At 52.4% G+C, this 19529-nt stretch carries 16 protein-coding genes; 15 read left to right on the plus strand and 1 reads right to left on the minus strand.

All coding sequences use genetic code 11. The features are described from left to right. The first annotated feature begins 12 nt into the window (after positions 1–12). The 3 genes from ACQ76X_RS21570 to mgrA all read left to right on the plus strand — a co-directional run bounded on the left by ACQ76X_RS21570 (position 13) and on the right by mgrA (position 2685). Positions 13–780 (plus strand): HAD family hydrolase, encoded by a 768-nt coding sequence (locus ACQ76X_RS21570; RefSeq protein ID WP_438495860.1) that lies wholly within the window; start codon positions 13–15, stop codon positions 778–780. Positions 781–814: 34 nt separating this feature from the next. Continuing rightward, entirely contained in the window at positions 815–1552 is a 738-nt protein-coding gene (locus ACQ76X_RS21575) for an NAD-dependent protein deacylase (RefSeq protein ID WP_342481397.1), read from the plus strand. Positions 1553–1680: 128 nt separating this feature from the next. Beyond that, on the plus strand, positions 1681–2685 hold the full coding sequence (gene mgrA / locus ACQ76X_RS21580; protein WP_438495861.1) for an L-glyceraldehyde 3-phosphate reductase: 1005 nt from the start codon (positions 1681–1683) through the stop codon (positions 2683–2685). A gap of 385 nt (positions 2686–3070) precedes the next feature. On the opposite strand, the gene ACQ76X_RS21585 is transcribed toward mgrA, so the two are convergent. After that, positions 3071–3937, minus strand: a complete 867-nt coding sequence (locus tag ACQ76X_RS21585; RefSeq protein WP_438495862.1) for an AraC family ligand binding domain-containing protein — start codon at positions 3935–3937, stop codon at positions 3071–3073. A 222-nt stretch (positions 3938–4159) separates the two neighbouring features. On the opposite strand from ACQ76X_RS21585, the gene ACQ76X_RS21590 reads away from it, so the two are divergent. The 12 genes from ACQ76X_RS21590 to ptsP all read left to right on the plus strand — a co-directional run bounded on the left by ACQ76X_RS21590 (position 4160) and on the right by ptsP (position 19448). Then, positions 4160–5338, plus strand: coding sequence for a galactokinase (locus ACQ76X_RS21590; RefSeq protein ID WP_438495863.1), 1179 nt, complete (start codon positions 4160–4162; stop codon positions 5336–5338). A 1-nt stretch (position 5339) separates the two neighbouring features. Then, a complete protein-coding gene (galE, locus tag ACQ76X_RS21595; RefSeq protein ID WP_076111435.1) occupies positions 5340–6329 on the plus strand; it encodes a UDP-glucose 4-epimerase GalE in 990 nt (329 codons plus the stop codon). 95 nt (positions 6330–6424) lie between these two features. Next, a complete protein-coding gene (locus tag ACQ76X_RS21600; RefSeq protein ID WP_438495864.1) occupies positions 6425–8008 on the plus strand; it encodes a UDP-glucose--hexose-1-phosphate uridylyltransferase in 1584 nt (527 codons plus the stop codon). Between the two features lie 171 nt (positions 8009–8179). Next, complete coding sequence (locus ACQ76X_RS21605; protein ID WP_438495865.1) at positions 8180–9343, plus strand: iron-containing alcohol dehydrogenase; 1164 nt, start codon at positions 8180–8182, stop codon at positions 9341–9343. A gap of 231 nt (positions 9344–9574) precedes the next feature. Then, positions 9575–10111: a hypothetical protein gene (locus tag ACQ76X_RS21610; protein ID WP_038588227.1), complete on the plus strand. Its 537-nt coding sequence runs from the start codon at positions 9575–9577 to the stop codon at positions 10109–10111. Further along, complete coding sequence (locus tag ACQ76X_RS21615; RefSeq protein ID WP_438495866.1) at positions 10111–11679, plus strand: flotillin family protein; 1569 nt, start codon at positions 10111–10113, stop codon at positions 11677–11679. Before ACQ76X_RS21610 ends, ACQ76X_RS21615 begins: the two co-directional genes overlap by 1 nt. A gap of 74 nt (positions 11680–11753) precedes the next feature. After that, positions 11754–12464 (plus strand): ABC transporter ATP-binding protein, encoded by a 711-nt coding sequence (locus ACQ76X_RS21620; protein WP_438495867.1) that lies wholly within the window; start codon positions 11754–11756, stop codon positions 12462–12464. Continuing rightward, the gene (locus tag ACQ76X_RS21625; protein WP_438495868.1) at positions 12457–14070 is read left to right on the plus strand and encodes a hypothetical protein; all 1614 of its coding nucleotides are present in this window, start codon (positions 12457–12459) and stop codon (positions 14068–14070) included. Before ACQ76X_RS21620 ends, ACQ76X_RS21625 begins: the two co-directional genes overlap by 8 nt. A 124-nt stretch (positions 14071–14194) precedes the next feature. After that, a complete protein-coding gene (gene glcT / locus ACQ76X_RS21630; protein ID WP_438495869.1) occupies positions 14195–15067 on the plus strand; it encodes a glucose PTS transporter transcription antiterminator GlcT in 873 nt (290 codons plus the stop codon). A gap of 250 nt (positions 15068–15317) precedes the next feature. Next, positions 15318–17369, plus strand: a complete 2052-nt coding sequence (ptsG, locus tag ACQ76X_RS21635; RefSeq protein ID WP_438495870.1) for a glucose-specific PTS transporter subunit IIBC — start codon at positions 15318–15320, stop codon at positions 17367–17369. 98 nt (positions 17370–17467) lie between these two features. Then, positions 17468–17743, plus strand: a complete 276-nt coding sequence (locus ACQ76X_RS21640) for an HPr family phosphocarrier protein (RefSeq protein ID WP_038599075.1) — start codon at positions 17468–17470, stop codon at positions 17741–17743. Continuing rightward, positions 17736–19448 carry a phosphoenolpyruvate--protein phosphotransferase gene (gene ptsP / locus ACQ76X_RS21645; protein WP_438495871.1) on the plus strand — a complete coding sequence of 571 codons (1713 nt, stop codon included), beginning with the start codon at positions 17736–17738 and terminating at the stop codon, positions 19446–19448. The genes ACQ76X_RS21640 and ptsP overlap by 8 nt, the downstream gene beginning before the upstream one ends. The last annotated feature ends 81 nt before the right edge of the window (positions 19449–19529 follow it).

A 19529-nucleotide genomic window follows, 5' to 3' on the forward strand; every position in this document is an offset into this window, starting at 1 on the left:
GAGAGGAGACGTATGATGCCACTGCTGCATGTAAAGGATCTCTCCGTGCCTTGCCAAGGCATATTGTTTGACAAGGATGGAACACTGCTCGACCTGCTCGCCACTTGGGGAAGCTGGGCGGAGGAGGTACTGCTAGGTCTCGGCAATGAGCTTGCCCTTATCGGCACCGGATCGCATGTTGATCTGTCCAAGGTGCTTGGCACATCTCATAATGCTGAAGGTAAGGTAATAGGCTATGATCCCGCCGGACCTCTCTCTATGGCAACTACGGAAGAGAGTTATGGCATTCTCGCGTGGCAGCTGTACACTGCCGGAGTTCCTTGGAATGAGGCGCTGGTCCGTGTGAAGGCCATTGCCAAGGATGCGATGAACGGAATGCGCGGACGCCGCACAATCGAGCCGCTGCCGGACCTGCTGCCGTTCTTGCAGCAATGTGCCGATGCTTCCTTACAGCTGGGTGTAGTTACATCCGATGGTGACAAGACCACAGGGGAACAGCTGGACTTACTTGGAATAACCGGTTACTTCCATACTATTGTCACGAGGGACCGGGTATCGAATGGCAAGCCGGATCCCGAGATGGCCGAAACCGCTTGCCGGGAACTGGGCTTGCTGCCGGAGCAGACTGTTATTATCGGTGACAGCAATGCGGATATGCAGCTCGGAAAAGGTGCGGGCTTACGCTTATCGGTCGGCATCTCTTCTGCCAGAGCGGCTGGACATCTGCAGGATGCCGACATCGTCGTTTCCGGCTTTCATGAGATCCGCATTACCTGTTAATAAATAACTCGTAGAAAGGGTGCGTGTGCAGACTATGGATCCATTGCAAACTTTGGCTTCCTGGATCAAGGATAGCGGAAACATCGTTTTTTTCGGAGGAGCCGGAACATCCACGGAGAGCGGTATTCCGGACTTCCGCTCAGCGGCGGGTTTATACCAGACTGAGCATAACTCGCCTTATCCGCCCGAGGTGATGCTGAGCCGCAGTTTTTTTATGTCCTCGCCGGACATTTTTTTTGATTTCTACCGCAGCAAAATGATTCACCCGGAGGCAGAGCCAAACGGTGCCCATTTATTGCTGGCAGAGCTGGAGCGGCAAGGCAAACTGAAGGCGGTCATTACGCAAAATATTGACGGGCTGCACCAGCTGGCCGGCAGCCGTGTAGTGCTGGAGCTGCATGGCTCTATCCACCGCAATCATTGCATGGGCTGCAACCGTTATTACGGTCTGGAGCAGGTGATTCAGTCTGCTGAACGGGCGCCCCTCTGCCCGGAATGCGGCGGCATCATTAAGCCGGATGTTGTGCTCTATGAGGAACAGCTGGACCATGATGTGCTGGTTGGGGCGGTCGCAGCGATTGCGGCTGCAGACTTGCTTATTATCGGCGGCACTTCGCTGACTGTTCAGCCTGCAGCCAGCCTCGTCACCTACTTCCGGGGGCGGCATACGGTGCTGTTGAACCGTGACCCGACACCGTATGACCATAGGGCGGATCTAATAATTACCGACCGGATCGGGAAAGTGATGGGAGCCGTTCAGGAACAGCTCTGAGAATCTTATAGATCTCACATCCTGTGCGTATCACTGCAGGTGATTTCAGATTACAAGATTACAACGGCCGCCAGTGGTTTAAAATAGGGTAATGTGACAACTGAGGATACGAGAGGCAGGGATAAGCAATGGTATATGTGGCTAGCGATGAACGGTATGAAGTTATGCAATACAACCGCTCTGGCAGATCGGGACTGAAGCTTCCGGCGATATCACTGGGACTTTGGCATAACTTTGGCGGGATCGACACTTATGAGAATGGCCGGGAGATGATTACCCGTTCGTTTGATCTCGGCATTACCCATTTTGATCTGGCCAATAATTATGGCCCGCCCGCAGGCTCGGCAGAGGAACTGTTCGGCAAGGTGCTCACCCGTGACCTTTCCCCCTACCGTGATGAGATGGTGATTTCTACTAAGGCGGGATATTATATGTGGCCAGGACCCTATGGGGAATGGGGTTCACGCAAATATATGCTGTCCAGTCTGGATCAGAGCCTGAAACGGCTGGGTCTGGACTATGTCGACATTTTCTATTCTCACCGTCCGGACCCGGAGACACCGCTGGAAGAAACGATGGGTGCGCTGGATTATGCCGTGAGGTCAGGCAAAGCGCTATATATCGGATTATCCAACTATACGGCGGAGCAGACCGTGGAGGCGGTCAACATTCTGAAGGGTCTCGGCACTCCGCTCCTGATTCATCAGCCGCGGTATTCGATGCTGGACCGCTGGATCGAAGGTGGACTGCAGGATGTGCTGGAAGAGAACGGTATCGGCAGCATTGCGTTTACTCCGCTGGCCCAGGGCCTGCTGACCAATAAATATTTGAATGGCATCCCTGAGGATTCAAGAGCGGCCGGCCCATCCACCGCGCTGAACGAAAGCCGGATTACACCGGAGGTGCAGCGCAAGATCCGGGCCCTTAACCAGATGGCTGTCGCGCGCGGCCAAAGTCTGGCCCAGTTTGCGCTTCTCTGGACACTTCGCGGCGGCAGAGTGACCTCCGCACTGATTGGCGCAAGCCGGGTGAGCCAGATCGAAGAGAACATCGCCGCGTTGTCCCATGCGGACTTTACCCAGGAGGAGCTGGATCGGATCGAGACCATCCTCAAAACAGAGAGTGATGTGTAAGCTTCACATCCACTACATGTATGGCCTCCATATGCATCCCGTTTAGGGGCCTATTGCTGCAAAGTCCGCTTCCTGACCGGAAGACGGGCTGTTGCTGTAGTAGTTGATAAGTAGGGATAGGACCTAGCCTGGGGGATACAGGGGGGATGAAGGAAGGTCGGAACCGGACTGAGGAGACGTTATTTGAGAATGAAGTGTCAAAATCATACCCATACGGACCGTATGACCTTTATTCTCTGAGAAAAGTGCCAGAACGCCCGCAATTATTGGGAATAACGTCCCTGAGGTCCGAAATTGTGTGTGAAAATAGATTAATTACCTAAATAGCGGCTATGGAGACCGTTTTCAGCAATTTTACTCATTTTGAACCCCAATAACACAGATCTCAAGGCTGCTGCTTCTCCCCGGGTCTGGACGTTGAGATGCGGTAAGCGGTTGGGGACTGGGCACAGAAGCGTTTGAATTGGCGGGAGAAATACAGGGCATCCGTCAGTCCAACGGATGCCGCAACCTGCTCTACGGATAATTCTGGACGTTCCCGCAGCAGCTGGCGCGATTTCTCGATGCGCAGCTTAAGCAGATAGGTCACCGGCGAGAGACCGGTCTCCTGCTTGAAGATCCGCGACAGGTAAGCGCGGTTATAGCCGAGGCTGCCGCACATTTGCTCGATCGAGACCGGGTGAGCATATTGGGAGGCCATATAGTGGATCATCTGCTTCACGGTGCGCTTAACCTGTGATTCTGCCCCCGACAGCCTGGAGGAGGAGATATGCCGCTCAGCGGCTTCTCCGACGATCAGATACAGATAGCCGAGTGAAGTCAGGTGGGCGCTCTCCTTATTGGCGTAGAACGCCTGCATCATCCCGGCCATCGCGGCGGGGATGACACTGCCTTCGGCGGTGGAGAGCACTGGCTTCTGCGGCGTAAAGCCGGTCTGCAGCACAAGCGCGTCGGCTTCCGCGCCGGTGAAAGCCGCCCAGCGGTAGCGCCAAGGCTGCTTCTCGTCCGAGAGATAGCTGACCAGCTGGCTGGGATGAATCAGGAAGCAGTCGCCTTGTCCCAGCTCATATTTGCGCTGCTCGGTGCGGAAGGTCCCGGAGCCGGATTCAATGAAGTGAAGCAGGTAATAATCATAGATTTTGGGACCGGCCTGATGCAGCGGCAAGGTCTGGCTTTCGCCGGCAAACAGTACATGCAGATTTTGCTTATCATAATAGACGGGATTTGACCCTACGGAATAAGTATGTTCCACGAAGAAGCTTCCTTTCTGGAGTTAACGCTGTCACCGCTTTGGGAACGGGTAATCGCTGGAAATGCCCGTCCTCCGATTATAACACGGAAGTCACATTTATCCATGCATTGCACACATGATTGCATTATCAGGGCAAGTCTGATTTTATTATAATATAACCATGAAGACAGCAATACTGATTCCAAGTTGAAGCAATAGCAGCGAAAGGATGGAGTGGCACTAATGAGCATACAGGAACTTAACAGCAAATTTATTGAGAAGTACGGGGAGAGTACCGAAGAGGCACGCGTCTTCTACGCACCGGGCCGTGTCAATCTTATTGGGGAGCATCTGGATTACAATGGGGGTTATGTGCTTCCGGCAGCACTGGAGTTCGGCACAACACTGATTGTACGCCCGCGCAGCGACGGCAAGGTTCAATTCGCATCGACGAATCTTCCTTACGAAGCTTCCATTGACTACAGCGAAATCGGCAAGGCCAAAACAGGGGAATGGATCGACTATCCGATTGGCGTCATGGTGGAATTGGCAAAGAAGGATCTTCCGGTTTCCGGCGGCTACGATCTCTTGTTCCACGGTGATATTCCGAACGGTTCGGGCCTTTCTTCCTCCGCTTCCATTGAGGTGGTTACCGGCTTCGCGTTCCTGACACTACTGGGTGGGGATACGGATACAGTAGAAATTGCGCTGCTGTCCCAGCGTGCGGAGAACCAGTATGTCGGCGTAAACTCCGGAATTATGGACCAGTTTGCCGTAGCCAACGGCAAGCGTGATCACGCGATTCTGCTGATGTGCGATACGCTGGAGTACAACCTGATTCCATTTGTGACCGGCGCCTACAAGCTGGTGATCGGCAACACGAACAAGAAGAGAGGTCTCGTGGATTCCAAATACAATGAACGCCGCAGCCAGTGCGACGAAGCATTGTCCATTCTGAAGCAGGAGGTTCCTTCCCTGTCTTACCTGGCAGAGCTGAAACCTCAGCAATTTGAAATCCATCAGCACAAAATTACAGATGAAACCGTCAGACGCCGCGCCCGCCATGTAGTGGAAGAGAACCAGCGTGTGCTTGACTCGGTTGAAGTACTGAAGAACAATGACCTGAAGCAGTTTGGTCAATATATGAATGACTCCCATGTCTCGCTTCGCGATCTGTATGAAGTAAGCTGCGAGGAGCTGGACATTATGGTTGAAGAAGCGCAGCGGATTCCCGGAACCCTTGGCTCGCGGATGACCGGTGCGGGATTCGGCGGATGTACGGTATCACTGGTGCATGAGGATGATGTCGAACGCTTTATCCGTGAAGTCGGTGAAGCCTATACCACCAGATCCGGTCTGGTAGGCGAATTCTACGTATGCGGTATCGGCAATGGTGTGGAAGAATTGAAAGGAGTGAAGTAAGATGGCGATTTTGGTAACAGGTGGAGCGGGGTATATCGGTTCTCATACAGTAGCTGAACTGCTGGAGCGGGGCGAGGAAGTTGTGGTTATCGATAATTTGCTGACAGGCCACCGTGAGGCGCTGCTGGGTGGCAAGCTGTATGAAGGCGACCTGCGGGACAAGGCGCTGCTGGCCAAGCTGTTTTCGGAGAACAAGATTGAAGCGGTGATCCATTTTGCCGCAAGCTCGCTGGTGGGCGAGAGTATGAAGGACCCGGTCAAATACTATGACAACAACGTATATGGTACACAGTGTCTGCTGGAAGCGATGCAGCATGCAGGTGTGGACAAAATCGTCTTCTCCTCCACGGCCGCAACCTACGGCGAACCGGAAAAGGTGCCGATCGAGGAAACTGACCGCACAGAGCCGGCGAATGTGTACGGTGAAACCAAACTGACGATGGAACGCATGATGGCCTGGTTTGACAAGGTGCTTGGCATCAAATACGTGGCGTTGCGCTACTTCAATGCTGCAGGGGCACATGCCAGCGGCAAGATTGGCGAAGACCACCGTCCGGAGAGCCATCTGCTTCCGCTGGTGCTGCAAACCGCGCTGAAGCAGCGGGAGAGCATTGCTGTCTTCGGCGAAGACTATCCGACCGAAGACGGTACCTGCGTCCGCGATTATATCCATGTCAGCGATTTGGCTGACGCCCATGTCCGGGCGGTCAACTATCTGCGCAGCGGCAGTGCAAGCAATATCTTCAACCTTGGCAACGGCCTCGGCTTCTCGGTCAAACAAGTGATCGAAACCGCCAAGAAGGTGACCGGGCTGGACATTCCGGTTGTCATTCAAGAGCGCCGCGCCGGTGATCCTGCTGTGCTGGTAGCTTCTTCTGACAAAGCCCGCTCCATTCTCGGCTGGACTCCGCAGCATGCGGACCTTGAGGATATTATTCAGAGCGCCTGGAACTGGCATTCAGCGAATCCGCAAGGATACGGAGAAGAATAACTCCATGCTGTCCGGGGTAGTCTGGCTTTCTATTGAACCAGCTGCCCCCCAAAAGGACGCAGACAACTTGCTACACCACATTAAGGAGAATTTAAATGCCTAACGATATTAATACCGCTCCGGCCGGAGAGAAGGCGCTGCATGCCATCGAACAGCTTGTGCTGTTTGCGCTGCACCAGGAGCTGATCCAGCCTGCCGATGTTGACTATAGCCGCAATGAACTGCTGGACCAGTTCGGCTTCAGTGAGCCGTATGCCCTTGAATTCAGTGAAACACCGCTTGAGAGCCCGCAGGGACCGCTGGACATTCTGATTGATTATGGCTTCGAAATCGGATTGATCCCGGAGAATACCGATACGTACCGTGATCTGCTGGATGCGAAGATTATGGGCCTGCTGATGGCACGGCCATCTGAAGTCAATGCTCAATTCTATAGCCTCTCGGCGGAGAAGGGCATTGAGGCGGCAACCGACCGCTTTTACAAATTAAGTATTGATTCCAACTATATCCGCATGGACCGGATTTCGAAGAATGTGTTCTGGCTGCAGGAATCACCATACGGGGATATCGAAATGACGATTAACCTGTCCAAGCCCGAGAAGAACCCGAAGGAAATCGCCATGGCCCGGCTGCTCCCTCCGCCGGTCTATCCGAAATGCCTGCTCTGCCGCGAAAATGTGGGTTATGCCGGACGGTTGAATCACCCGCCGCGCCAGAACCTGCGTGTAATTCCGCTGAAGCTGAACAACAATGAGAATTGGTTCCTACAGTACTCTCCGTATGTGTACTACAACGAGCACTGCATCGTGTTCCATCACGATCATGTGCCGATGAAGCTGACCAAGGAGTCGCTGAAGCGTCTGCTCAGCTTTGTGGAAGCTTTCCCGCATTATTTCATTGGCTCGAACGCCGATCTGCCGATTGTCGGCGGGTCGATTCTGACCCATGATCATTTTCAGGGCGGGCGCCACACCTTCCCGATCCAGAAAGCACCGAAAGAGCAGACGTTCACCCATGCCTCCTATCCGGGCGTCAGCCTCAGCATCGTGAAGTGGCCGATGTCGGTCCTGCGTCTGCATGGAGCGGACCCTGCAGTGCTGCTGGAATGCGGCAACGATCTCTATGAAGCCTGGAAATCCTACAGCGATCCTGAGGCTGAGGTATTGGCTTTCAGCGAAGTTGACGGTGTGGAAACCCCGCATAATACCGTTACTCCAATCGTGCGGCGGGCGGAAGACGGCGGCTTCGAGCTGGATCTGGTACTGCGCAACAACCGGACCAGCGAGGAATGCCCCGAAGGGATATTCCACCCGCACCGGGAGATGCACCATATCAAGAAGGAGAACATCGGCCTGATTGAGGTTATGGGTCTGGCTATTCTGCCGGGACGCCTGAAGGAAGAGCTGGATGCTATCGCAGGCGTGCTTGCCGGAGATCTCCCGCTACTGGCCGCCGTGAAGAGTGAAGCGGATCACGCGCTTGCACAGCATGCCTCGTGGATCCAAGAGCTGGCCGAACGCTTCGGCACAGGACACAACCACGAAGAAGCTGTCAAAATCGTGCAGAATGAGGTCGGTATCAAATTCACCCATATTCTGGAGCATGCCGGGGTCTACAAACGGACACCGGAAGGACAAGCCGCTTTCCGCCGGTTTGTGCAGAGCTTCGGAGCCCTATAAACAACTGAATGTTAGTATTAATGTCCCCGGCCACGCAGGTTTGGGGGCTTTTCTTATACTGTTCGTTCAGCTTGGCGTGATACGGGGAGACGCTGTGATTTGAATGACGCACGCCAGAGGTCTATAATATGAAATTGCATCACATTCATCAACTAATGGAGGTTTACCCATATGCGCAAGTTTGAATTTTATAATCCTACCAAGCTGATTTTTGGACAAGGAACATTGCAGGCTTTGAAGAGCGAAGTCCCGAAATACGGTAAGAACGTATTGCTGATGTACGGCGGCGGCAGCATCAAACGCAGCGGTTTGTATGATAATGTGCTGGCTGAGCTGAATTCCATCGGGGCTGTCGTGACCGAACTGGCCGGAGTCGAGCCGAACCCGCGTCTGTCCACTGTACATAAAGGTGTGGCATTGTGCCGGGAGCACAACATTGAGCTGATTCTTGCCGTAGGCGGGGGCAGCGTACTGGACTGTGCCAAGGCAGTTGCGGTAGGCGCGAAATATGAAGGGGATATGTGGGACTTTGTGGAACGCAAGGCTGCTCCGCAAGCCGCGCTGCCGCTGGGCACAGTGCTGACGATGGCGGCTACAGGCTCCGAGATGAACAACGGCTCTGTCATCAGCAACGAAGTCACCCAGGAGAAAATGGGCTGGGGCAGCGTGCATGCCTTCCCGGCATTTTCCATCCTTGATCCCGAGAACACCTTCACTTTGCCGCGTGACCAGACCGTCTACGGCATGGTGGACATCATGTCGCATGTTCTGGAGCATTATTTCCATACCGACGGCAACACGCCTGTACAGGACGGCTTCTGTGAGACGCTGCTGCGCACCGTTATTGAAACGGCACCGAAGCTGATCGGGGACCTGAACAATTACGAGCTGCGCGAAACGATTATGTACTGTGGCACAATGGCTCTGAACGGCATGGTCAGCATGGGCTTCGCCGGAGACTGGGCAACACACAACATCGAGCATGCCGTATCAGCAGTCTACGATATCCCGCATGGCGGCGGTTTGGCCATTCTCTTCCCGCAATGGATGAAGTACAACCTCAGTACGAACCCTGCCCGCTTCCGCCAGCTGGCCGTGAACGTATTCGGCATTGATCCGTCCGGCAAAAGCGATGAAGAAGCCGGTCTTGAAGGCATTGAAGCGCTGCGCCGCTTCTGGGATTCCATCGGTGCGCCGAAGACCTTGGGCGACTATGATATCAATGACAGCGAAATCGGAAACATGGCCGACAAAGCGGTGCGTTTCGGACCGTTCGGTAATTTCCGCAAGCTGGAGCGTGAGGATGTTGTAGAAATTTATACAATGGCGCTGTAAGAACGCCCCCATAAAGGAGCTGCAGAGCTGCAGCTCCGGGCAGGAAATCAAGCCGTTCCCGGTAATGGGGACGGCTTTTTTGCATAAACTGTTGGCATAGGCCGGCTTGGGTTCAAGGCTGCTTCCACGATACAATATTGAGATAATCATCCAAGTTTGTGAAACCAAGGACATGGTTTGAACGTTTATACTAGTATGACAGTCCGGAACTTTAGACGGGAGGAGAAAATAATGCAAACGCTGTATTTGGGCTGTTTGGCGCTCGGCGTCATTTTTGCCGTAGTCAGCGTAGTTGTGGGAGATCTGATCGGCAATGTTTTGGATGGGATATTTGATGTAGCTTCCTTTGATTTCCTGAACCCTGCTGTGCTGGCCGGGGGAGTTACCGTATTTGGCGGAGCAGGCATTCTGCTCACGCGTTACAGCAGGCTGGAAGATGGCGCTGTTCTTGCCTTGTCCTTGCTGATCGCAGCCTTTATGGGGGTGGTTCTTTACTTGGGAGTCGTCAAACCGATGGACAAAAGCGAGATGTCAAACGGGTTCTCCATGAGCGAGCTGCCTGGCAAGATCGGAGAAATTACCGTTCCTATTCCGGCACAGGGCTATGGCGAAATCATGGTGAAGTTCGGTGCAGGCAACAGCCTGCATACGGCAGCCAGCTTTGAGCAGCTATCCCTCCCGGCCGGGATTAAGGTTGTAGTGGTAGAGGTCCGGGAAGGTGTTGCGCTGGTAACTGAATTTGAAGAGAGAAAAGGAGTGGATTCTTAATGTTAGACTTAGACATTCCAGATTATTTGTTTATTCCTGTTGTGGTTGTAGCGGTTCTACTGGTGCTTGGGATTGCGTTCTGGGCGCGTTACAAGACGGTCGGACCCGATGAAGGAATGATTGTCACCGGTTCCTTTCTCGGCAGCAATCATATCTCAGATGATGGCTCGGGCCGTAAAATCAAGATAGTCCGCGGGGGCGGGGCGTTCATTCTGCCTGTCTTCCAGAAGGCCGAGTTCATGTCTCTGCTCTCGCATAAGCTCGATGTGACGACGCCGGAGGTATACACTGAGCAAGGGGTGCCGGTTATCGCCGACGGTGTGGCTATTATCAAGGTAGGCAGTTCTACCGAAGATGTGGCAACGGCAGCCGAACAGTTCATGGGCAAGCCGATAGAAGGGCTGAAGAGCGAGGCGCAGGAAGTGCTTGAAGGGCATCTTCGGGCGATTCTCGGCTCAATGACTGTGGAAGAGGTTTACCGCAACCGTGACCGGTTTGCCCAGGAGGTTCAGGGCGTAGCAGCGCGCGATCTTAAGAAGATGGGACTGCAGATTGTCTCCTTCACCATCAAAGATGTGCGCGACAAGCACGGGTACTTGGAAGCTCTAGGTAAACCGCGGATTGCTGCAGTGAAGCGGGATGCAGAAATCGCTGAAGCGGAAGCGCTGCGGGATGCACGGATCCAGAAGGCAAACGCCGAGGAGCAAGGGCAGAAGGCTGAACTGCTGCGGGATACGAACATCGCCGAAGCCTCCAAGGACAATCAGCTGAAGGTTGCAGCCTTTAAACGTGATCAGGATACAGCCAAGGCGGAAGCCGATCAGGCTTATCACATCCAGGAGGCGCGCGCCAAGCAGACGGTGGTGGAAGAGCAGATGAAGGTCGAACTGGTTCGTAAGGAACGCGAGATAGACCTGCAGTCCAAAGAAATCCAGGTGCGCGAGAAGCAGTACGATGCGGAAGTGAAGAAGAAAGCGGAAGCCGACCGCTACGCAGTGGAACAGGCGGCAGAAGCCGATAAGGCTAAGCGGATGCGCGAAGCCGATGCCTTGCAGTACAGCATTGAGACCCAGGCGAAGGCGACATCCGAGCAGAAACGCCTGGAAGGCCAGGCAACAGCCGATGCAGAACTGGCTAAAGGTAAAGCGGAGTCCGAAGTTATCCGCCTGCGCGGTCTCGCAGAAGCAGAAGCCAAAGAGAAGCTGGCCGAAGCGTTCCAGAAATTCGGCGAAGCTGCCGTGCTCGACATCATCGTGAAGATGCTGCCTGAATTGGCCGGTAAGATTGCCGAGCCGCTGGCATCCATCGACAAGCTCACTGTGGTGGATACGGGCAACGGTGAAGGAGCGGCGCGGGTCAGCAATTATGTGACCCAACTGATGTCGACGGCACCGGAGATGCTGAAGAGTGTCTCGGGAATTGATGTAGAGGCATTGATTAAAGGTTTGACTAAAGGAAAAACGGGAACTCCGGACCACAGACCGGCAGTATCGGTTGCACCTGCGGTACCGGTAGTACCTGCAGTACCGGCAGTGCCAGTGGTTCCAACTGATAAACTTGAAGGATAATGCGGGATAACTCAAGGTATGACAGGCGCATTGCCTGTCATACCTTGAATTTTATGGAGAGTGGGGAACTTCGTATGGAGCTGCTCTTGGATAACATCCGTAAGAGCTTCGGAGATAAACAAGTGCTCAAAGGCATTGACTACACTTTTGAAAAAGGCAAGATTTACGGTCTGCTGGGCCGCAACGGTGCCGGTAAAACCTCGCTGTTCAACTGCTTGAGCGGGGAGATCGGAATGGACAGCGGCGGGGCTTTTTTACGGGAAAACGAAGTAAGCAGTCCGCTTCGCGAGGCGGATATCGGGTATGTGTTTTCTTTGCCTATCCTGCCGGAATTTCTTACAGGCTATGAGTTTGTGAAATTCTATATGGAAATCAACCGCGACAAGATTGAACCTGGCAAAAGCATCGAAGATTATTTCGACATTATCCGGATTGAGCAGGAGGACCGCCACCGGCTGATCAAAGGGTATTCTCATGGCATGAAGAACAAGATCCAAATGCTCTGCTTTATCATTACACGTCCGCCCTTGATATTGTTGGACGAACCATTGACTTCTTTTGACGTTGTGGTGGCACTGGAGATCAAGAAGCTGCTGCGGGAGATGAAGCAGGATCATATCATTATTTTCTCCACCCATATTTTGCAGCTTGCAGCCGACTTGTGCGACGAGCTCGTTATCCTGAATAACGGGACACTCCAGGAGATTCCTGCCGACACCCTGCACAGCCCGAAATTCGAGGAGAGAATCATAACCTTGCTAAAGGATGAGGGCAGCAATGATTAAGACGCTGAACACCATACTGGATATCAGGGGCGCATCCGGGGCGAACCGGCTGATCTATTATCTCCAGCGGCTGCCGGTTATTGGGAAGATGGCAAAGAATGACTTGTATTCCCGGACAGGACTCAAAAAGACGCTGACTGTAATCGTGCTTATTCTGAAGATAATATGGGGCTTTCTGACCAAATTCGCTTACTTGGGAATTGTAGTCTATTGGCCGGTGATCACAATCGGCAAGGAACTGCCGCCTGCTGAACAGTATCAGCTCTATCTGCAAGTGCTGGTCATAATCAGTTGTGTCGTAGCGGCAGTTTCAAATGCGGTCATCCTGGAACCGAAGCGGGACAAATATATTTGTGTGAAGCTGATGCGGCTGCCTGCTGATCAGTACATGCACGCTACTCTGTCGCTTCGGACCTTCAGTTTCTTTGTTTATTATATACCGGCCATGTGCCTCTTCGCTTCATTGCTGCAGGCCCCGGTCTGGCAGGGAGTGCTGCTTGCCCTGCTGTTAACTGCCTGGCGCTTGGGCAGTGAGGCGCTGCATTTATGGCTCTTCGACCGTACGGACATTGTGCTTGTCAAAAAAACAGGGTGGGTGTGGACCGTCATAGGCGTGGGATTTCTTCTTGCCTATGCTCTGCTGTATGCAGAAGTGTCCTATGTGGACAGCGCTACGTTGTTCAACCTGCCGGCGGGTTTGGCCATTGTGGCTATAGGAGTGGTTGCCGCCGTTTATATTGCGCGTTATCCCCGTTACCGCAGTGCGGTTGATGCCGTGACCAAAATAGACGATCCGCTGCTGGATATGGGGCGTATGATGAAGGAGTCGAGAGTGAAGGATGTCGAGACGAAAGAAAAGGATTTTTCAGCGGAACAGCTGAGTCCCGGTCAATTTCAGGAGAAAAGCGGCTATGCTTACCTGAATGCGATCTTTTTCTCCCGGCATAAACGTTTTTTAATACAGCCGATTCAGCGGCGGATGCTCATCATTGGCGTGTTGTTCGCAGCCGGATTGCTGTCGATGATGGTCTCACCGGCAATGTTTACCAAGATGGCACATTTTTTAATCGGCAGCCTTTCTTATTTTGTATTTATTATGAATTTTACCTCGATCGGTGAGAAGGTCTGCAAAGCGATGTTTTACAACTGCGACATTAGTCTGCTGCGGTATGGATTCTACCGGGAACGGACGGCGGTGCTGAGCAATTTCCGGATTCGGCTGCTGAGAATAACCGCTCTGAATTTGATTCCGGCCGGAGCTATTTGTATAGCTGTGAATTTGCTCATTCTGCTTTCGGATGAAACCTGGGGGATTGCGGATGCAGCTGGTTTTTGCGGGGCTATCCTCGGCCTATCCCTGTTCTTCTCCGTGCATCACTTGTTCATGTATTATATTTTCCAGCCTTACAGCACAGAGCTGAATTTGAAGAATCCGTTCTTCACCATTGTCAACAGCATTGTGTTGGCTGCAACCATTGTGTGCCTCCGCTTGGAGAGCACTCCGGCTTATTTTGCGGGAATGGTACTGCTGACCACGGTAGCCTACATGACCATCGCCTTATTCCTGGTCTATAAATACTCGGGCAGAACCTTCCGGGTAAAATGATCCAGCCTCTTCCACATTCGAAATCTTGATGTTATGGCGGTAGCCAAGTATAATCTACACATGCTGTCAAGTTATGCAGCTGCCGCAGCGGTAAAGGTATTCAGAATTCAAAGAGGTGTAAGCAGTGAGCAGCATAACAGTGGCTAAGGTCCTCAATAACAATGTGATTATTGCCGAGCATCCCCAATACGCCGAGGTTGTGGTGATTGGCAAGGGCATAGGCTTTAACCGGAAAATGCGTGATCGGATCAGTCTGTCTTCCGTGGAGAAGATGTTTATTCTCCGCAGCCAGGAGGAGCAGGAGCAATACAAGCAGCTCGTTCCGCAGGTGGATGAGAAGCTGATCGAGGTAGTTCAGGAGATTGTATTGCATATCATGCAGAGCAGCCGCCAACCGCTGAATGAACATATTCATATTGCACTCACTGACCATATTTCATTTGCCATCCGCCGTCATGAACAAGATATCGCCATACATAATCCGTTTCTGTACGAAACCAGGGAAATTTACCCTGAGGAATACAGTCTGGCCGAATATGCAGTCGGGCGGATCAATCAGGCGATGGGGGTAACGTTGCCTCTTGATGAGATCGGTTTTGTCGCTTTGCATATTGTAAGCGCATTGAGCAACCGTCATATCTCCGAGGTGAAGCAGCATTCCGTGCTGATCGGTGATCTCGTGGGGCTGGTGGAGGATAATCTGAGTTATCATGTTCCGCGGGATTCCCTGGATTATTCCCGGCTGATCACCCACCTGCGTTTTGTTCTGGAAAGACTGCGCCGTGGTGAGAGTGTGCGGGAGACTTCTTCTCTGGACGGGTTGATGAAGCGCGAATATCCTGAAATGTACATGCTGGCCTGGAAGCTGACTAAGGTCATTGAGCAGCGGGTGCGTATTCCGGTATATCCGGCTGAAGTGAGCTACCTGACCATTCATCTGCAGCGCCTGGCCCAGAAGAAAGAGGATGAAGAGGATATGGGGCAGCATGAGGGTTGAAATGAACCCCTTACAAAAACATGCTTGCAACTTCAAAAAATCGGTGCTACAATGTTCCCTGTTCCAATAAAACAGAATACCTACGTGTAACTGATACGATCAGGCATGAGTGATTTACAGTATTTTGGTTGTCAGGCCCCAAGCTGGGGCAATCTAACCTTAGCGTTAGAAGACAAACCTAAATGCTGTGTTGCTCATGCCTTTTTTGGTTTCCTGTTTGTGCGAAATTACTATTAAGGAAGTGGCCTAAATGTTCAAAAAGTTGTTTGGCGTTTTGCAAAGAGTCGGTAAAGCGCTTATGCTTCCTGTAGCCATCCTGCCTGCGGCGGGCTTGCTGCTCGGGATCGGCAACATGCTGGTTAACCCGGATTTCCTCCAATACGTACCGGCACTGGAAAACAGCGGGGTTCAGGCCGTTGCCAACGTTTTGATGAACTCGGGACAGATTGTTTTTGATAACCTGTCGCTCTTGTTTGCGGTCGGGGTAGCCATCGGTCTTGCCGGTGGTGAAGGGGTTGCCGGTCTTGCGGCAATCATCGGTTTCCTCGTAATGAATGTAACCATGGGAACGGTACTGGGCATTAACGCTTATGTATTGACCTGGAAGGATTTCTCCTATTCCAGTGTCTTGGGAATACCGACGCTGCAGACAGGGGTTTTCGGCGGTATTCTGGTCGGGATACTGGCCGCGTCGATGTACAAGCGGTTCTTCCGCATAGAATTGCCGTCGTATCTTGGTTTCTTTGCGGGTAAACGGTTTGTGCCGATTATGACGGCAGTAACCTCCCTGATTCTTGGTCTTGTATTGACGGCTGTATGGCCGCCGATCCAGCACGGCCTGAACTATGTGTCGCAAAGCATGATCAACACGAACTTGACGCTGTCGGCCTTTATCTTCGGTGTCATTGAGCGTTCACTGATTCCTTTCGGCTTGCATCACATTTTCTATTCACCGTTCTGGTATGAATTTGGCAGCTATGTCGATAAAGCCGGTGAACTGGTACGCGGGGATCAGCGGATCTTCATGCAGCAGCTGCGCGACGGGGTGGATTTCACAGCGGGTACATTTACAACAGGTAAATATCCGTTCATGATGTTCGGTCTGCCGGCAGCGGCACTGGCGATCTACCATGAAGCCAAACCTGAGAATAAAAAGATTGTCGGCAGCTTGATGGTTTCTGCAGCCCTTACTTCTTTCCTGACAGGGATTACAGAGCCGCTGGAATTCTCATTCCTGTTCGTAGCTCCGCTTCTGTTCGCAGTGCATGCTGTCTTTGCAGGTCTTTCCTTTATGACTATGCAAATCCTTCATGTTAAGATCGGAATGACCTTCTCCGGCGGCTTTATCGACTATGTGCTGTTCGGTATTATCCCGAACCGTACTGCGTGGTGGCTGGTTATCCCGGTAGGTCTGGCTATTGCCGTGATTTACTACTTTGGATTCCGCTATGTCATCCGGAAGTTCAATCTGAAAACTCCGGGACGTGAAGATGCATCCGATGATTCGGAAGACGTCAACACGGGGAATGTATCTACAAGCGGTGATGATCTGCCGCGCAACATTTTGTCCGCACTGGGCGGCAAAGAAAACATCACCCATCTGGACGCCTGCATCACCCGCCTCCGCGTCGAGGTTAAGGATAAGGCAGGTGTAGATAAGAACCGGCTGAAGAAGCTGGGTGCTTCCGGTGTGCTTGAGGTTGGTAATAACGTTCAGGCGATCTTTGGTACACGTTCAGATACAATCAAGTCACAGATCCAGGATGTCATGAACGGCAGAATACCAGCTGCTGCCGCACCGCAGCCTGAGCTTGAGAAGCAGGCCGGTGAAGAAGGCGCAGCAATTATTCCTGAGGACATCGTGTCCCCGGTAAATGGCGAGCTGCTTGATATTACACAGGTTCCAGATGCTGTCTTCTCCCAGAAGATGACGGGTGACGGATTCGCCTTCCTGTCAGATGACGGCAAGATTGCTTCACCGGTATACGGGAAAGTGTTCAATGTATTCCCGAGCAAGCATGCCATCGGGATTATGTCCGACGGCGGCAAGGAAGTGCTCGTGCATATTGGTGTTAATACTGTAAAGCTTAAAGGCCAAGGCTTCACGATTCTTGTAGAAGAAGGCGACCTGGTAGCTGCAGGACAGCCGATTATGGAAGTGGATCTGGAATACGTGAAAGCCCATGCGCCTTCCGTTATTTCACCGGTCATCTTCTCCAATCTGCCTGAAGGGTCCACGGTTACCTTGAAGAAGCCGGGTAAAGTGGCTGTAGGCGATAAAGACATCATCAGCATTCAGTAACATGTGCATTGGCATAGCGCTTCCCTTATAATGAAGGGGAGCGCGGCCTTCACATAAGACAAACATTCAAATTAACAGAAAGCGAGTTGGATATTATCATGCAAAAAACATTCAGAATTATTGACGAAGACGGAATTCACGCACGCCCAGCAACAGCGCTGGTAAATACAGCAACAAAATTTAAAGGCACAGAAGCATTCGCGGAAGCCAAAGGTAAAAAAGTAACACTTAAATCCATTCTCGGCGTATTGTCTTTGGGTCTTGAAGCTGGCGATACTTTGAGTCTGATTACTGAAGGCAGTGAAGAAGCGGAAGCACTGAGCGCACTGCAAGATGTGATGATTAAAGAAGGGCTGGGAGAGCTCCATGAATAAAATTTCAGGAATCGCGGCTTCAGCAGGTATTGCCGTAGCCCGTGCATTTATCCTGGAACATCCGGATTATACAATCACGAAGACTGCTGTAAGCGATGTGGAAGCCGAGATTGCCAAACTGGAGAGCGCCCTGGAGAAATCCAAGGGCGAGCTGCAGGGCATTAAGGAGCGTACGCTCGCTGAATTGGGCGAGAAGAAGGCGGAGATTTTCGAATCCCATCTGCTGATTCTTGAAGACCCCGAACTCATCAGTCCCGTAATGGATAAAATCCGCGAGGAATCGGTTAATGCGGACTATGCCCTAAATGAAGTCGCCACTCAGTTTATCGAAATGTTCGAAAATATGAAAAGTGCTTACCTGCAGGAACGTGCTGCTGATATGCGCGATGTAACCAAACGCATCCTGAACCACCTGCTGGGTATTCACTATGTAAGTCCTGCGGAAATCAATGAAGAGGTTATCGTCATTGCCCTGGATTTGACTCCATCCGACACGGCGCAGCTTAATCGTAAATACGTGAAGGGCTTCACGACGAATATCGGCGGACGCACCTCGCACTCGGCCATCATGGCCCGGTCCCTGGAAATTCCGGCGGTAGTCGGCACCAAGAATGTTCTGTCTGAAGTCAAGTCGGGAGATCTGGTGATTGTCGACGGTTTGAGCGGAGATGTTCTAATCAACCCGAGCGATGCTGAAGTCGCCGAATATAAAGCTAAGCAAGAAGCCTATGATCTGCAAATCGCCGAGTGGAAAAAACTCCGCGATGAGCCGACCGTATCGGCTGACGGCAAACATGTAGAACTGGCTGCCAATATCGGCACACCTAATGATGTGAACGGTGTGATCGAGAACGGCGGCGAAGGTGTAGGTCTGTACCGCACCGAGTTCCTGTACATGGGCCGCGACAAGCTGCCTTCCGAAGAAATCCAGTACAATGCTTACCGCACCGTGCTTGAGAACATGAACGGCAAGCCGGTTGTTGTGCGCACACTGGATATCGGCGGTGACAAGGAGCTGCCTTACCTGGATCTGCCGAAGGAAATGAACCCGTTCCTTGGATTCCGTGCGATCCGCCTGTGTCTGGATCGGCAGGATATTTTCCGCACCCAGCTGCGCGCTTTGCTTAGAGCAAGTGCTCACGGTGACCTGCGCATCATGTTCCCGATGATCGCTACGCTCGGCGAATTCCGTGCAGCCCGCGATCTGCTGCTGGAAGAAAAGGCTAAGCTGCGCGAAGAAGGCAAGGAAGTATCGGACAACATTCAGTTGGGCATCATGGTAGAGATCCCATCAACAGCGGTTCTGGCTGACCAGTTCGCCAAAGAAGTGGATTTCTTCAGTATCGGTACCAACGATCTTATTCAATATACGATGGCTGCCGACCGTATGAATGAACGGGTATCCTACCTGTACCAGCCTTACAATCCGGCGATCTTGCGTCTGGTCAAAATCGTTATCGACGCAGCTCATGCTGAAGGCAAATGGACTGGCATGTGCGGCGAAATGGCCGGCGACAGCACAGCGATTCCGCTGCTGCTCGGTCTGGGCCTCGATGAGTTCAGCATGAGCGCAACCTCCATCCTGCCTGCACGCAGCCAGATTTCCAAGCTGTCCGCTGCAGACATGAAGGAAATGGCGGCCAAAGCACTTCAGCTTGGCACCGCCGAGGAAGTTGCTGCACTTGTGCAGAGCAGCGTGAAGTAAATTCGCAAAGCTTTCTTGCATTATCCGTTTAGGCAATTCACTCTTCCAACTACTACTGCCGGCCTCCTCTATAGGAGGCCG

This window comes from Paenibacillus sp. IHBB 3054 (assembly GCF_051594305.1).
Classification (GTDB): domain Bacteria; phylum Bacillota; class Bacilli; order Paenibacillales; family Paenibacillaceae; genus Paenibacillus_AQ.